Source organism: Streptomyces sp. NPDC021562, from assembly GCF_040640875.1.
Lineage (GTDB): Bacteria > Actinomycetota > Actinomycetes > Streptomycetales > Streptomycetaceae > Streptomyces.
Map to the genome: position 1 here is coordinate 153,355 of NZ_JBFACN010000016.1, position 12,861 is coordinate 166,215.

General features: G+C 71.8%; 16 protein-coding genes. 8 read left to right on the forward strand and 8 right to left on the reverse strand.

The window, feature by feature from the left end; genetic code table 11:
- Nucleotides 1-4: 4 nt before the first annotated feature.
- Both AB0G52_RS25290 and mca read right to left on the reverse strand, forming a co-directional pair.
- Complete coding sequence (locus AB0G52_RS25290; protein WP_361338844.1) at nt 5-247, reverse strand: hypothetical protein; 243 nt, start codon at nt 245-247, stop codon at nt 5-7.
- Nucleotides 240-1,121: a mycothiol conjugate amidase Mca gene (gene mca, locus AB0G52_RS25295; RefSeq protein WP_361338847.1), complete on the reverse strand. Its 882-nt coding sequence runs from the start codon at nt 1,119-1,121 to the stop codon at nt 240-242. The genes AB0G52_RS25290 and mca overlap by 8 nt, the downstream gene beginning before the upstream one ends.
- A gap of 138 nt (nt 1,122-1,259) precedes the next feature.
- Between mca and AB0G52_RS25300 the strand changes: the two genes are divergently transcribed.
- Both AB0G52_RS25300 and greA read left to right on the forward strand, forming a co-directional pair.
- A complete protein-coding gene (locus AB0G52_RS25300) occupies nt 1,260-1,658 on the forward strand; it encodes a DUF4307 domain-containing protein (protein WP_132891241.1) in 399 nt (132 codons plus the stop codon).
- A gap of 168 nt (nt 1,659-1,826) precedes the next feature.
- Entirely contained in the window at nt 1,827-2,327 is a 501-nt protein-coding gene (greA, locus tag AB0G52_RS25305; RefSeq protein ID WP_132891242.1) for a transcription elongation factor GreA, read from the forward strand.
- Nucleotides 2,328-2,392: 65 nt separating this feature from the next.
- On the opposite strand, the gene ilvA is transcribed toward greA, so the two are convergent.
- Complete coding sequence (gene ilvA / locus AB0G52_RS25310) at nt 2,393-3,622, reverse strand: threonine ammonia-lyase (RefSeq protein ID WP_361338852.1); 1,230 nt, start codon at nt 3,620-3,622, stop codon at nt 2,393-2,395.
- A gap of 169 nt (nt 3,623-3,791) precedes the next feature.
- Between ilvA and AB0G52_RS25315 the strand changes: the two genes are divergently transcribed.
- From AB0G52_RS25315 to AB0G52_RS25325, 3 genes are all read left to right on the forward strand, one after another.
- On the forward strand, nt 3,792-4,286 hold the full coding sequence (locus AB0G52_RS25315) for a MarR family transcriptional regulator (protein WP_132891361.1): 495 nt from the start codon (nt 3,792-3,794) through the stop codon (nt 4,284-4,286).
- A gap of 154 nt (nt 4,287-4,440) precedes the next feature.
- A complete protein-coding gene (locus AB0G52_RS25320) occupies nt 4,441-4,947 on the forward strand; it encodes a sigma factor-like helix-turn-helix DNA-binding protein (RefSeq protein ID WP_361338855.1) in 507 nt (168 codons plus the stop codon).
- Complete coding sequence (locus tag AB0G52_RS25325; RefSeq protein WP_361338858.1) at nt 4,944-5,192, forward strand: hypothetical protein; 249 nt, start codon at nt 4,944-4,946, stop codon at nt 5,190-5,192. The genes AB0G52_RS25320 and AB0G52_RS25325 overlap by 4 nt, the downstream gene beginning before the upstream one ends.
- Nucleotides 5,193-5,196: 4 nt before the next feature.
- On the opposite strand, the gene AB0G52_RS25330 is transcribed toward AB0G52_RS25325, so the two are convergent.
- Nucleotides 5,197-6,351 carry a cystathionine gamma-synthase gene (locus tag AB0G52_RS25330; protein ID WP_361338861.1) on the reverse strand — a complete coding sequence of 385 codons (1,155 nt, stop codon included), beginning with the start codon at nt 6,349-6,351 and terminating at the stop codon, nt 5,197-5,199.
- Between the two features lie 96 nt (nt 6,352-6,447).
- Here AB0G52_RS25330 and AB0G52_RS25335 point away from each other — a divergent pair, with 96 nt between their 5' ends.
- A complete protein-coding gene (locus AB0G52_RS25335; protein WP_361338864.1) occupies nt 6,448-7,566 on the forward strand; it encodes a hypothetical protein in 1,119 nt (372 codons plus the stop codon).
- A gap of 70 nt (nt 7,567-7,636) precedes the next feature.
- Complete coding sequence (locus AB0G52_RS25340; protein ID WP_132891248.1) at nt 7,637-8,914, forward strand: bifunctional GNAT family N-acetyltransferase/ATP-binding protein; 1,278 nt, start codon at nt 7,637-7,639, stop codon at nt 8,912-8,914.
- A 24-nt stretch (nt 8,915-8,938) separates the two neighbouring features.
- Here the strand turns inward: AB0G52_RS25340 and AB0G52_RS25345 are convergent, their stop codons facing one another.
- Together AB0G52_RS25345 and msrA are read right to left on the reverse strand one after the other, a co-directional pair.
- Nucleotides 8,939-9,436 (reverse strand): hypothetical protein, encoded by a 498-nt coding sequence (locus AB0G52_RS25345; RefSeq protein ID WP_132891249.1) that lies wholly within the window; start codon nt 9,434-9,436, stop codon nt 8,939-8,941.
- A gap of 49 nt (nt 9,437-9,485) precedes the next feature.
- The gene (gene msrA, locus AB0G52_RS25350) at nt 9,486-9,998 is read right to left on the reverse strand and encodes a peptide-methionine (S)-S-oxide reductase MsrA (protein WP_132891250.1); all 513 of its coding nucleotides are present in this window, start codon (nt 9,996-9,998) and stop codon (nt 9,486-9,488) included.
- 157 nt (nt 9,999-10,155) lie between these two features.
- On the opposite strand from msrA, the gene AB0G52_RS25355 reads away from it, so the two are divergent.
- On the forward strand, nt 10,156-11,265 hold the full coding sequence (locus AB0G52_RS25355; RefSeq protein ID WP_361338869.1) for a serine hydrolase domain-containing protein: 1,110 nt from the start codon (nt 10,156-10,158) through the stop codon (nt 11,263-11,265).
- A 13-nt stretch (nt 11,266-11,278) separates the two neighbouring features.
- Here AB0G52_RS25355 and AB0G52_RS25360 read toward each other — a convergent pair whose 3' ends face one another.
- Together AB0G52_RS25360 and AB0G52_RS25365 are read right to left on the reverse strand one after the other, a co-directional pair.
- The gene (locus tag AB0G52_RS25360; RefSeq protein ID WP_132891252.1) at nt 11,279-11,662 is read right to left on the reverse strand and encodes a VOC family protein; all 384 of its coding nucleotides are present in this window, start codon (nt 11,660-11,662) and stop codon (nt 11,279-11,281) included.
- A gap of 137 nt (nt 11,663-11,799) precedes the next feature.
- On the reverse strand, nt 11,800-12,843 hold the full coding sequence (locus AB0G52_RS25365; RefSeq protein ID WP_132891253.1) for an NAD(P)-dependent alcohol dehydrogenase: 1,044 nt from the start codon (nt 12,841-12,843) through the stop codon (nt 11,800-11,802).
- Between the last annotated feature and the right edge of the window lie 18 nt (nt 12,844-12,861).

Sequence of the window (12,861 nt, forward strand, 5' to 3'; positions counted from 1 at the left end):
CCGGTCAGCTCTTGGTGTCGGCCGCGGAGGTCCCCGCGTCGGCCCCGGCCGCCGGGGACTCCTTGGGTTCCTTGAAGTCGACCTTCTGCATGTGCTTGTTCATGGACTTCATCAGGCCCCAGACCGCCAGGGCCATCACCGCGAAGACGATGAAGCCGAGGACGCCGGGGGTGACCTTGTTCTCGTCGACCTCCTTGGCGAGGGGGACGAGGTGCGTCAGTGCCAGGCTTGCGCTCATGTCAGGCATTGTCGCGGATGCCCGCAAAGAGGTCGTCCTCGGGGAGGGAGGTGTCGACGAGGGACTTCGCGAGCTCGTACTCCTCGGTCGGCCAGACCTCCTTCTGGAGGTCGAGCGGCACCTTGAACCAGCCGCCGTCCGGGTCGATCTGGGTGGCGTGCGCGATCAGCGCCTTGTCGCGGATCTCGAAGAACTCCGCGCACGGGATGTGCGTGGTCAGGGTGCGCTCGGCGCGCTCGAACTCGCTCCACCGCTTGAGCCAGTCCCCGTACGGGGACTCCATGCCGCGCTCCAGGAGGGCGTTGTGCAGCGCCTCGGTGCGGGGGCGGTTGAAGCCCTGGTTGTAGTAGAGCTTCAGCGGCTGGTACACGGGGCCGTACTCGGCCTCGGGGTACTTCTCGGGGTCGGCCGCGCCCTCGAAGGCCACCATGGAGATCTTGTGGGTCATGATGTGGTCGGGGTGCGGGTAGCCGCCGTTCTCGTCGTAGGTGGTGATCACCTGCGGGCGGAAGGCGCGGATCTTGCGGACCAGCTCGCCGGCCGCCTTGTCGACGTCCTCCAGGGCGAAGCAGCCCTCGGGCAGCGGCGGCAGCGGGTCGCCCTCGGGCAGGCCGGAGTCGACGAAGCCGAGCCACTCCTGCTTGACGCCGAGGATCTCGCGGGCCTCGTCCATCTCCTTCTTGCGTACCTCGTGGATGTGCTCCTCGATGTACTTGTCGCCCTGCAGCTTGGGGTTGAGGATGGAGCCGCGCTCCCCGCCCGTGCAGGTCACGACCAGCACGTCCACCCCCTCGGACACGTACTTCGCCATGGTCGCCGCGCCCTTGCTCGACTCGTCGTCGGGGTGGGCGTGGACGGCCATCAGTCGCAGCTGGTCAGTCAAGACTCAATCCTCAGTAAGTCGGCGCCCCGGCAGCCCGGGGGCATTCGGCGGCTTCTATAGTGACCGAATCGGGGGGCGAATAATTCCGGGGTCCGGGTTGTGCCGGATCCGGGGGTGGTTCCGGCCAGGAGGACGATCATGAGTACCGCGAGCACGCGGCTGCCCGAGGGCCGCTACGGCCGCTCCTCGGACGCGCGCGCCGACCGCAAGCTCAAGGTCGCCGGCGCGGTCCTGGGCGCCCTGGTGCTGGTCCTCGTCGGCTACCTGGCCTACCACTACGTCGTGCAGAACAAGATCAGCGCCCAGGTCGTCACCTTCGACGCCTCCGCCGACGCGGTCAAGGTGCATCTGGAGGTCCACAAGGACGCCGGCGCCTCCGGGTACTGCACGCTGCGCTCCCAGGCGGCGGACGGCTCCGAGGTGGGCCGGGCGGACTTCCGTTTCACCGGTTCGGCGACCCAGATCGACCGGATCGTCACGCTCCGCACCACGGCCCGGGGCACCACGGCGGAGCTGCTGGGCTGCCACGCCGACTGAGGTCAGCCGGAATACGTAGGCGCTGACCTGCGTTGACGTGATTCTGGTGGCTTATGTCCTCCCCCTTTCGCCGTTGAATTGTTAGGCTCGTGGTTTCGCCCTTCCATGAAGGAACATGCTTCGGGGTAGGGCGATGCTTTGTATTCCCAGTACCGACGAGGAGCACCTGTGACCCAGACCAGCGAGAACGTCACCTGGCTGACCCAGGAGGCGTACAACCAGCTCAAGGCCGAGCTGGAGTACCTGTCTGGTCCTGCGCGCACGGAGATCGCCGCCAAGATCGCGGCCGCGCGCGAGGAGGGCGACCTGCGCGAGAACGGCGGGTACCACGCGGCCAAGGAGGAGCAGGGCAAGCAGGAGCTCCGTGTGCGCCAGCTGACCCAGCTCCTCGAGAACGCCAAGGTCGGCGAGGCGCCGGCGTCCGCGGACGGCGCCGTCGCGCCCGGCATGGTGGTGACCATCGCCTTCGACGGCGACGAGGACGACACCATGACGTTCCTCCTGGCGTCGCGCGAGTACGCGAGTGCCGACGTCGAGACGTACTCCCCGCAGTCCCCCCTGGGCACCGGTGTCATCGGCCACAAGGTGGGCGAGGACGCGGAGTACGAGCTGCCGAACGGCAAGAAGGCCTCGGTGAGGATCCTGAAGGCCGAGCCCTACTCGGGCTGACGGGCACCGGCGAGGCCCCCGGCGTCCACGCGACACCGGGGGCCTCGTCGTGTTCCGGGTCACGCTCAGTCCATGACCGTGTAGCCGGCCTCGCGCAGGGCCCGGCCGACCTCGGTGCAGTGCGCGGGCCCCTTGGTCTCCAGGTGCAGCTCCACCTCCGCCTCGGACAGCCCCAGCCGGGGATCGGTCCGGACGTGGCTCACGTCGAGGACGTTGGCGTCGGCCGCCGACAGCACGCCGAGCAGCGTGGCGAGGGCCCCGGGCCGGTCCGTCAGCCGCAGCCGTACGGCCAGGTAGCGGCCCTGCGCGGACATGCCGTGCCGCAGCACGCGCTGCAACAGCACCGGGTCGACATTGCCCCCGGACAGCACCGCGACGACCGGTCCCGCGAAGGAACCCGGCTCGGCCAGCAGCGCGGCCACCGGACTGGCGCCGGCCGGCTCCACGACCAGCTTGGCCCGCTCCAGGCACAGCAGCAGCGCGGCGGAGAGCTGGTCCTCGCCGACCGTACGGACCTCGTCGACCAGGTCCCTGACGATCGCGAACGGCACGTCGCCGGGCCGTCCGACCTTGATGCCGTCGGCCATCGTCGCCGGGTTCGCCACCGTCACCGGGTGCCCGGCCGCCAGTGAGGGCGGGTACGCGGCCGCGGTCGCCGCCTGCACGCCGACGATCCGCACGTCCGGCCTGATGGCCTTCACCGCGACGGCGATCCCGGCCGCGAGCCCGCCACCGCCGACACCGACGACGATCGTGCCGACCTCCGGGCACTGGTCCAGGATCTCCAGGCCGACCGTGCCCTGACCGGCGATGACGTCGGGGTGGTCGAAGGGGTGGATGAACACCGCGCCGGTCTCGGCCGCGTGCTCCTGGGCGGCGGCCAGCGTCTCGTCGACCACCTGCCCGTGCAGCCGTACCTCGGCGCCGTAGTGCCGGGTCGCGCTGATCTTGGGCAGGGGGGCGCCGACCGGCATGAACACCGTGGCGTGCACGCCGAGCAGCGACGAGGCCAGCGCCACGCCCTGCGCGTGGTTCCCGGCGCTGGCGGCCACCACCCCGGCGGCGCGCTCCTCGGGCAGCAGGCCGGCGATGCGGACGTAGGCGCCGCGCAGCTTGAACGAACCGGTCCGCTGCAGGTTCTCGCACTTGAGGTGCACCGGTGACCCGACCAGCTGGGACAGGTGCCTGCTGCCCTCCATCGCGGTCGCCCGCGCGACCCCCGTGAGCATCTTCTGGGCGCCGCGCACGTCGTCGAGGGTGACGGGGCGCAAGGAGTCAGCCGTGCCGTAGCTCATGACTCGAGTCTCGCAGTTCACCGGTCGAAGGGACGGGTGTGACCAAGCTCCGAGACCGGTTCGCGCAGCGCCGGTACGGCTCGCCCCCCGTCCGCGTACTCTGTCCCCCACACTCCAGCACTCTTCATGAAGTGAGCCCCCGGCCATGCCCACAACACCTGAAATGTCGATGGACATGACGACCGTCGGTGACACCGGTCTCCTCGACACGCTGCAGCACGAGGTGGCGGTGTTCGCCCGCCGTGCCGAACAGACCCGGCTCGGCGGCGTCGGGCAGGTGCGCAACTCCATGGACCGCGCCGCGTACCTGCTGCTCAACCGCCTCGACAGGGAAGGTCCCATGGGCGTCAAGGCGCTCGCCGCGAGCATGGGGATCGACTCCTCGACGGTCACCCGGCAGGTGGCTCCGCTGGTCGACACGGGGCTCGTCAAGCGCACCTCGCACCCCGAGGACGGGCGGGCCGTGGTGCTGCAGCTGTCCCCGCGCGGGCTGTCCCGGCTGGACGAAGTGCGTTCGTCGCGACGCCAGTTGATGGCGGAGCTGACGAAGGACTGGGCGCCGGAGGAACGCGAGACGTTCTGCGCCCTGCTGACCCGCTTCAACAGCGCCCTGTCCGCCCGCATGTCCGTGGCACCGGTCTCGGACACCCCACCGGCCTCCTGACCCACCGGGCCCGCCCCTGGGCCGGCCCGCCCCTGGGCCGGCCCGCCCCTGGACCGGGTGGTGCGCGGCTCTTGACCGTGGGTACGGCTCTGGCCTCATATGAGACCGGGTCCCGTCGCACCCCTGTCCGGGGCCCCGCAGAGAGGGAGGCGCGGTGCATGATCGGCAGGCGTCCCAGGACGCCGGCCGGGCCCGGGAGTTCGAGGCGTTCGTCGCGGGCGCGGCCGGACGGCTGCTGCATGCCGCGACCCTGCTGACCGCCGAGGCCCCGGACGCCAACCCGCGCGCGCGGCGCCTGCTGGCCCTCGCGCTCGCGCACACGTACGCCTGCTGGGACCGGCTGCGCGGCGACGATCCCTACGACCGGGCCCGTCAGCACCTCGCGCTGCGCTTCGCGAACTCCGCCTGGCACCAGCACGGGGGCCCGCTGAGCCGCGCCCGCCCGCACCCCGGCAGCACCCTGGCCGCCCTGGCCCCGCAGGAACGCCTGATCCTGGTGCTGCGGCTGTACGAGGGGGTCGCCGAGGAGCAGACGGCGGCCCTGCTCGGCCTGCCCGTGGACCGCGTGCGCGTGCTCTGCGACCGGGCGACGACCACCCTGCTGCGCCCGCCGGGCAAGACGGCGCGCACCGTCCTCGGCGCGAAGGTGGCGCCCTCGTGAACCGTGTCGAACGCGAGGCGGCGGCCCGCAGGCTCATGGAGCAGACGCCGCCCCCGGTGCCGCCGGACCTCTACGGAGAGGTGCTGCGGCGGGGCGGCCGCCTGCTGCGGCGCAGGCGCCGCGCCCGCCGGCTGCTGTGGCTGCTGCTGTGCGCGGCGGCGGTGGCGCTCACCGTGTGGGCGGCCACCGTCCACCCGTGGGCGCAGCCGCCGTCCTCGACGACTCCGCCCGTCACCGGCTGGTGACCGCTCAGCCGAGCGCCTGCTGAAGGTCTTCCAGCAGGTCGTCGACGTTCTCGATGCCCACGGAGAGCCGCACCAGGTCGGCGGGGACCTCCAGGGCGGAACCGGCCGCCGAGGCGTGCGTCATCCGCCCGGGGTGCTCGATCAGCGACTCCACACCGCCCAGGGACTCGCCGAGGGTGAAGACCTTGGCGCGGTCGCAGACCTTGACGGCCGCCTCCTCGCCGCCCTCGACCTGGAAGGACACCATGCCGCCGAAGGCCTTCATCTGCTTGGCGGCGGTCTCGTGCCCCGGGTGCTCGGGCAGCCCCGGGTAGAGGACGCGCGTCACGCGCGGGTGCCGGCTCAGCATGTCGGCGATCCTGGTGGCGTTCTCGCTGTGCCGGTCCATGCGCACCGCGAGCGTCTTGGTGCCGCGCAGCACCAGCCAGGAGTCGAACGGCCCGGCGACCGCGCCCATCGCGTTCTGGTGGTACGCCAGTTCCTCGCCCAGGGTCTGGTCCAACGCGATCAGCGCGCCGCCGACCACGTCCGAGTGACCGCCCATGTACTTCGTCAGGGAGTGCACGACGACGTCCGCGCCGAGCGAGAGCGGCTGCTGGAGGTAGGGCGTGGCGAAGGTGTTGTCGACGACGAGCCGGGCGCCCGCGTCGTGCGCGACCTGGGCGACGGCGGCGATGTCGGTGATGCCGAGCAGCGGGTTGGAGGGGGTCTCCACCCAGACCGCCTTGGTCTTCGGGGTGATCGCGGCCCGCACGGCGGCCGGGTCACTGGTGTCGGCGACGGACCACTCCACGCCCCACCGGGAGACGACCTTCGCGAACAGCCGGAACGTGCCGCCGTAGGCGTCGTTCGGGATGACCACGTGGTCGCCGGGGCTGAGCAGCGTGCGCAGCAGGGCGTCCTCGGCCGCCAGACCGGACGCGAACGCGAGCCCGCGGCGCCCGCCCTCCAGCGCGGCGAGGTTCTCCTCCAGGGCGGTCCTGGTGGGGTTGGCGCTACGGCTGTACTCGTAACCCCCGCGCAGACCGCCGACGCCGTCCTGCTTGTAGGTCGAGACCTGGTAGATCGGCGGTACGACCGCACCGGTGAGGGGGTCCGCCGTGTTGCCCGCGTGGATGGCGAGCGTCTCGAAGTGCTGACTGATGTGCCTGTCGCTCATGAGTCATGAGCCTAGTGCTCCCGCGCGCCCGACGCGTTGTCCACAGGCCGCGGCACCGGTTGGCCAATGGTCGGCCCCGTCTGGTTCGCTTGACGCATGGCGATTCTCTGGGCCCTGATGGCGGCGCTCCTGCTCAGTTTCGTGCTGCTCCCCGTCCTGCGGCGGCGGCGCGGCGTGATCGAGCGGGTCCACCCGAGCCACCCGGACGCCGCCGACCCGGCGGACTACGGCTTCGTGCGCGAGGAGGACCTGGACGTCCGTATGCCGGGTCCCGACCAGGACCTGCTCGACGTCCTCGACGTGGTGCAGCGCACCCAGGACCACCGGGCCGCCGCCCAGCTGCTCGCGGGCACGGAGACCGACGGCGAGGTGCGCTGGCAGCGCGTCCAGGCCTTCGCCGGCGCGGCGGCACTGGAGCTCAAGGAGCGGCCCGGCGGGGTCCACGAGACACCGGGTGGGCAGTGGCTGCGGGTGTGGCGGGCCGAGCAGCCCAAGGACGCGGGCGGCGCCGCCGTGCACGCCGAGTTCCTGGTGCAGCAGGCGTGGCGGACGTCGGCTCCGGGCACCGACGACTTCCGGATCATCATGGAGGAGGCCAGGGACGCCTGCGGGCAGGCGGCGCTGCTGTCCCCCGGTGACCCGGTGCCGTACGTCATCGAGCTGTCGGTGGCCCGCGGGCTGAACTACTCGCAGGCCGAGTTCGAGAAGCTGTGGCTGAAGATCCTGGACCGCGCGCCCGCGCACATGGGGGCGCACCTGGCGGCGCTGCACTACTGGTGCGAGAAGTGGCACGGTTCCCGTGAGCTGGCGTACTCCTTCGCCGAGGCCGCCGCCGCCCGTGCCCCGCGGGGCTCGCTGCTGGCCGCGCTGCCGCTGTTCGCCGTCTTCGAGCACCTGCCCGAGGTCAACCTGGTGGCGAGCTTCTACCGGAGCGAGGTCGTCACCAAGGCGGTGCACGGCGCCCTGCACGCCGTGCGCTCGGCACGGCAGGACGACCCGATGCTCGCCCATGTCCGGCATCTGCTGGTCTTCTTCCTGGTGCGCTCGGAGCGCTGGTCGGAAGCCATGGACGAGTTGATACGCGTCGACGGGCACGTGGGGGCCCTGCCCTGGACGCTGTCGGCCGACCCGGCCGCCGAGTTCGCCCTCTACCGCGCGCTGGCGGTGGCGGGCTACGAGGCGAACGGCGGGAGCCCGGCGACACTGCGGAGCTGAGGGCGACCGACGTGCCGTGCGGCACCCCGTGGGGAACAATGGGACCCCCGCGCCGGGTGAGGTGGTGCCGATGCCCGCTTGGCATCTGCGTGACTATCACGACGACGATCTCGACCAGGCGATCCAGATCTGGGACCAGAGCCGCCAGGCCGACGAGCAGCGGGTGTTCCCGGTCTCCGAGGTGATGGCCGCGGCCAAGGCCGGTCAGACGGCGGTGGTCGCGGTGGTCGGTGACCAACTGGTGGGCATGGCCGTGGCGCAGGCCCACGCCAAGCGGGGCTGGATCCTGCTGGTGGCGCTCGCCGCGCGATGGCGCGAGCGCGGGATCGGCAGCGCTCTGCTCGCCGAGCTGGAGCGCCGCCTGCGGAGCCTGGGGGTGCGCCACGTCAGCGCGCTGCTGCCGGCCGGAGCCGCCGGGACGAAGGCACTGGAGAACTCCGGCTACCGGTCCCGGACCGACCTGACCTACTACGAGAAGCTGGAACCGCCCGGTGCCGCGGGCGCCGACGTCCTCGCGGCGGTGGGCGGCCGCATGCTTCCCGAGGGGCTCTGGGACGCGATGGCCGGCATGGAGCGGGAGAAGCAGATCGTCGAACGCCGGGTGGTGCTGCCGCTGACCGAACCGGCCCTGGCGGACCGCTACGGCGTCGTCCCGCCCAAGTCGATCATCCTGTTCGGGCCGCCCGGCACCGGAAAGACCAGTTTCGCCAAGGCGGTGGCCTCGCGGCTCGGCTGGCCGTTCGTGGAACTCTTCCCGTCCCGGCTGGCGGCCGGCACGGACGGGGGACTGGCCGTCGCGCTGCGGGAGGCCTTCGCGGACCTCGCGGAACTGGATTCCGTGCTGCTCTTCATCGACGAGGTGGAGGAGATCGCCGGGGTCCGCTCCGGGAAGGCGGTCGACCCCGGACACGGGGTGACCAACGAACTGCTCAAGCTCATCCCCGTCTTCCGCGAGCACGACGCGCGGCTGCTGGCCTGCGCCACCAACTCGGTGCGCTCCCTGGACGCGGCGTTCCTGCGACCGGGCCGGTTCGACTACGTCATTCCCATCGGCCCGCCGGACCCCGCCGCCCGCGCGGCGATCTGGGCCCGCTATCTCAGGGGCTCGGCCCAGTCGGTGGACGTGGGCCGGCTGGTCGCGGCCAGCGAGCTGTTCACCCCCGCCGACATCGAGTTCGCCGCCCGCAAGGGCGCCCAGGCGGCGTTCGAGCACGAGGTCGCGCACCGCCAGGGACGAGCGGCCACCACCGAGGACTACATGACCGCCATCGCCGACACCCGGCCGACCCTCACCCCGCACACGATCGAGGAGTTCACCGAGGACATCGACGAGTACAGCCGCCTCTGACGCCCGCCGCGAGCGGCGTGCGCCTCACCCCTCCCGGCGCGGTTCCCGGACGGCTTTCATGAGGTCCGCCAGGGCGGACCGGCTCTCGTCGTCGCGCCGGTCGTCGATCGCCGCGAGGGCGGTGGCGGCGGCCGTGCGGATCCGGTGGGGCAGCCCCTCGGCGGCCGTGAGGCGGTAGGCGGCGGTGCGGCGGGCCAGACGCTCGGCCGCGTCCACCGCGTCGGGTCCCGACAGCGGGAAGACGGCGTCCCGGTACGCCGATATCCCGAGCAGCATCATGTCGGCGATCCCGTCGGCGTATCCGAGCGCGGCGGCCCGGCCCTGGCCCTCCCGAATGGTCGCGATCATGTGCCGGCGGGACAGGACCGACCCCAGAGCGCCACCGCCCCCGAGGGAGAGGGCGCAGGTGACGGCGAGGAACGGCCCGTCCCACACGTAACCGGTGATACCTCCGAGAACCGCGAGTGCGACCGTCCACGCGGCCGCTGTCCGGGCACTGATCCGCTCCGGTGTGGTGTCCATGACGGAAGTGTCGCAGCCGGTCGGGACACCACTCGCGCGGGGTGGGTGCTCAGCCCTCCGCGCGGGCCGGCAGGCGCCAGCCGGGGCGGGGGAAGTGGCAGGTGTAGCCGTCCGGGTAGCGCTCCAGGTAGTCCTGGTGCTCCGGCTCCGCCTCCCAGAACGGCCCCACCGGCTCCACCTCGGTGACGACCTTGCCGGGCCACAGCCCGGAGGCGTCCACGTCCGCGATGGTGTCCTCGGCGATCCGCTTCTGCTCGTCGTCCACGTAGTAGATCGCCGAGCGGTAGCTGAGGCCGATGTCGTTGCCCTGGCGGTTCCTGGTGCTCGGGTCGTGGATCTGGAAGAAGAACTCCAGGATCGCGCGGTAGTCCGTCTGCTCGGGATCGAAGAGGATCTCGATGGCCTCCGCGTGCGTGCCGTGGTTCCGGTACGTCGCGTTCGGCACGTCACCCCCGGTGTAGCCGACCCGGGTCGCGGTCACGCCCGGGAGCCGGCGGATCAGGTCCTGCATCCCCCAGAAGCATCCGCCCGCCAGCACGGCCCTCTGCGTCTGCGCAGCCATCGCGGCCCCTCCAATTTCTCTCAGCTGGGTCAACCACCCCCCTCAACACTCGAGGGTTCCGGACGATTCCACCTCCCGGCGGCGAAGGAAGCGCACCCCGTGCCGGGACGGGAAAAACGGGTTGCCCCGGTCCGGCCGAGGGTGCTGAATGGCGGGCATGGCCGACATCCAGGGCTCGTACGACGAACTGTTCGCGGCTGTGCCGGACCTGCTGTCCGGACTGCTGGACGCGGGGGACGCGGGAGGTGCCGTCGCGGTCTTCGTGGACGGGCAGGCCGTGGTGGACGTGTGGGGCGGGTTCGCCGACGGCGGGCGGGCCCGGCCGTGGGAGCGGGACACGATCGTCAACGTGTACTCCGTGACCAAGACGATGACCGCGCTGTCCGCGCTCGTGCTGATCGACCGGGGCGAACTGGACCCGGACGCGCCGGTCGCCCGCCACTGGTCCGAGTTCGCCGCGGCCGGCAAGGAGAACGTGCTGGTACGGCACCTGCTGTCGCACACCGCCGGGCTGCCCGACTGGGAGGGACCGGTCGAGGAGCTGTACGACTGGGCGTCCGCCACGGCGCGGCTCGCCCGTCAGGCCCCGCAGTGGGAGCCGGGCACCGCGGCCGGGTACCACTCGCTCACCCAGGGGTTCCTGGTGGGTGAAGTGGTGCGCCGGATCACCGGGCGGAGCGTGGGTGAGTTCTTCGCCGCCGAGGTGGCGGGGCCGCTCGGTGCGGACTTCCACATCGGGCTGGGCGCGGAGCACGACCGGCGGGTCGCGCTCACCGTGCCGCCGCCGGGCCGGGACGAGGACTACACGGCCGGTTCGCCGGGCCGCGACGCGACGGCCCCCTCCGCCGCCACCGCGCTCCGCCTCCGGGACGGCAACAGCATCGCCTGGCGGCGGGCCCAGATCCCGGCGGCGAGCGGCTTCGGCAACGCCCGCTCGGTCGCCCTCGTCCAGTCCCTGCTCGCCTGCGGGGGAACCGTCGGCGGGGTGCGGGTGCTGTCCCCGGCGGGCTGCGAGCGGGCGCGCCGAGTGCAGTTCGAGGGGACGGACCGGGTCCTCGGCATGCCGTGCCGGTACGGCCTCGGCTACGGCCTGTTCGGCGACGCCCTGGGCTGGGGCGGCTGGGGCGGTGCCCTGGTCTGGGTGGACCCGGGCGAACGGCTGGCGATGGCCTACGTGACGAACCAGATGCGCGAACCCGCCGCCGACAACCGCGGTGTCGAACTGGTCATGGCAGCGCAGGACGGCCTCAAGGGGCTGCGCGCCTGAGCTGCCGGGGGACTCAGCCGCCGCCTCCGTAGGGCCGGGTGAGGACCTCCAGGCGGTGGCCGTTGGGGTCGTCGAAGTAGGTGCCGCGGCCGCCGTCGTTGGTGTTGATCTCGCCGGGACGGCTGTGGGACGGATCCGCCCAGTAGTCGAGGCCGGCCTCCCGGATGCGGCTGAAGATCTCGTCGAAGTCGTCCTCGGAGACCAGGAAGGCGTAGTGCTGCGTCGGGATGCTCCCCGGCGCGTCCATGTAGTCGAGGGTGACGCCGTTCGGCAGGGTGACCGGGACGAACGGGCCGTAGTCCGGGCTGACCTGTAGTCCGAGGACGTCGGCGAGGAACCTGGCCGACGCGCGCTTGTCGTGTGCGGCGACGATGGTGTGGTTCAGGTTCACGGTCATCGTGGGCACCTCCTCCTGTCCAACGTACTCCCGGCACCGTCCAGGTCAGCCGCACCGTCATGGAGGACCGCCGACCGGCTGGCCCGGTCGGCGGTCCCCGCGGCCCCGCCCGCTCGGCCGCGGGCGGGAGCGCCGACTCAGATGGTCGCCGTGTCGATCACGAAGCGGTAGCGGACGTCGCTGTTCACGACCCGGTCGTAGGCCTCGTTGATCTGGTCGGCGCGGATGAGTTCGATCTCGGCGCCCAGGTTGTGCTCGGCGCAGAAGTCGAGCATCTCCTGGGTCTCCGGGATACCGCCGATGCCGGAGCTGCTCAGGCTGCGTCGGTTGCCGAACACGGAGGACAGGAGGATGTGGACCGGCTCCTCCGGGATGCCCACGTTCACCATGGCGCCGTCGGTGCGCAGCAGCGACAGGTAGGCGTCGAAGTCCAGCGGGGCCGAGACGGTGTTGAGGATGATGTCGAAGGTGCCCTTGAGCTCCTCGAAGGTCTTCGGGTCGCTGGTCGCGTGGTAGTGCGTGGCGCCCAGCTTCAGGCCGTCGTCCTTCTTGCGGAGGGACTGGGAGAGCACGGTGACCTCGGCGCCGAGCGCGGCGGCGATCTTCACGCCCATGTGGCCCAGGCCGCCGAGACCGACGACCGCGACCTTCTTGCCGGGACCGGCGTTCCAGTGCTTCAGCGGGGAGTACGTGGTGATGCCGGCGCACAGGAGGGGGGCGGCGACGTCGAGCGCGAGGCCGTCGGGGATGCGGACGACGTAGTTCTCGTCGACGACGATCTTCTGTGAGTAACCGCCGTAGGTGGGCTGCCCGTCCTTGCCGACGGCGTTGTAGGTCCAGGTGGGGCCGCCGCCGGTGCAGTACTGCTGGAGGCCGGCCTTGCAGTTGTCGCACTCGCGGCAGGAGTCGACCATGCAGCCGACGCCCACCCGGTCCCCCACCGCGTACTTGGTGACACCCGGGCCCACCTCGGAGACGACGCCCGCGATCTCGTGACCGGGCACCATCGGGAAGATCGCCGTACCCCAGCCCTCGCGGGCCTGGTGGATGTCGGAGTGGCAGATACCGGCGAACTCGACGTCGATGAGGACGTCGTTTTCACCGACCGCGCGCCGCTCGATCGTGGTCCGCTCCAGCGGAGCCTTGGCGGCGGGCGCGGCGTAAGCAGCAACAGTGGTCATGAGGGGGGTTCTCCTAAA

Excerpts from the sequence above, each read along its gene's own strand:
- AB0G52_RS25290 (WP_361338844.1), bottom strand. The coding sequence starts at position 247 with ATGCCTGACATGAGCGCAAGCCTGGCACTGACGCACCTCGTCCCCCTC.
- AB0G52_RS25300 (WP_132891241.1), top strand. The coding sequence starts at position 1,260 with ATGAGTACCGCGAGCACGCGGCTGCCCGAGGGCCGCTACGGCCGCTCC.
- ilvA (WP_361338852.1), bottom strand. The coding sequence starts at position 3,622 with ATGAGCTACGGCACGGCTGACTCCTTGCGCCCCGTCACCCTCGACGAC.
- AB0G52_RS25315 (WP_132891361.1), top strand. The coding sequence starts at position 3,792 with ATGGACATGACGACCGTCGGTGACACCGGTCTCCTCGACACGCTGCAG.
- AB0G52_RS25330 (WP_361338861.1), bottom strand. The coding sequence starts at position 6,351 with ATGAGCGACAGGCACATCAGTCAGCACTTCGAGACGCTCGCCATCCAC.
- AB0G52_RS25335 (WP_361338864.1), top strand. The coding sequence starts at position 6,448 with ATGGCGATTCTCTGGGCCCTGATGGCGGCGCTCCTGCTCAGTTTCGTG.
- AB0G52_RS25340 (WP_132891248.1), top strand. The coding sequence starts at position 7,637 with ATGCCCGCTTGGCATCTGCGTGACTATCACGACGACGATCTCGACCAG.
- AB0G52_RS25345 (WP_132891249.1), bottom strand. The coding sequence starts at position 9,436 with ATGGACACCACACCGGAGCGGATCAGTGCCCGGACAGCGGCCGCGTGG.
- msrA (WP_132891250.1), bottom strand. The coding sequence starts at position 9,998 with ATGGCTGCGCAGACGCAGAGGGCCGTGCTGGCGGGCGGATGCTTCTGG.
- AB0G52_RS25355 (WP_361338869.1), top strand. The coding sequence starts at position 10,156 with ATGGCCGACATCCAGGGCTCGTACGACGAACTGTTCGCGGCTGTGCCG.
- AB0G52_RS25360 (WP_132891252.1), bottom strand. The coding sequence starts at position 11,662 with ATGACCGTGAACCTGAACCACACCATCGTCGCCGCACACGACAAGCGC.
- AB0G52_RS25365 (WP_132891253.1), bottom strand. The coding sequence starts at position 12,843 with ATGACCACTGTTGCTGCTTACGCCGCGCCCGCCGCCAAGGCTCCGCTG.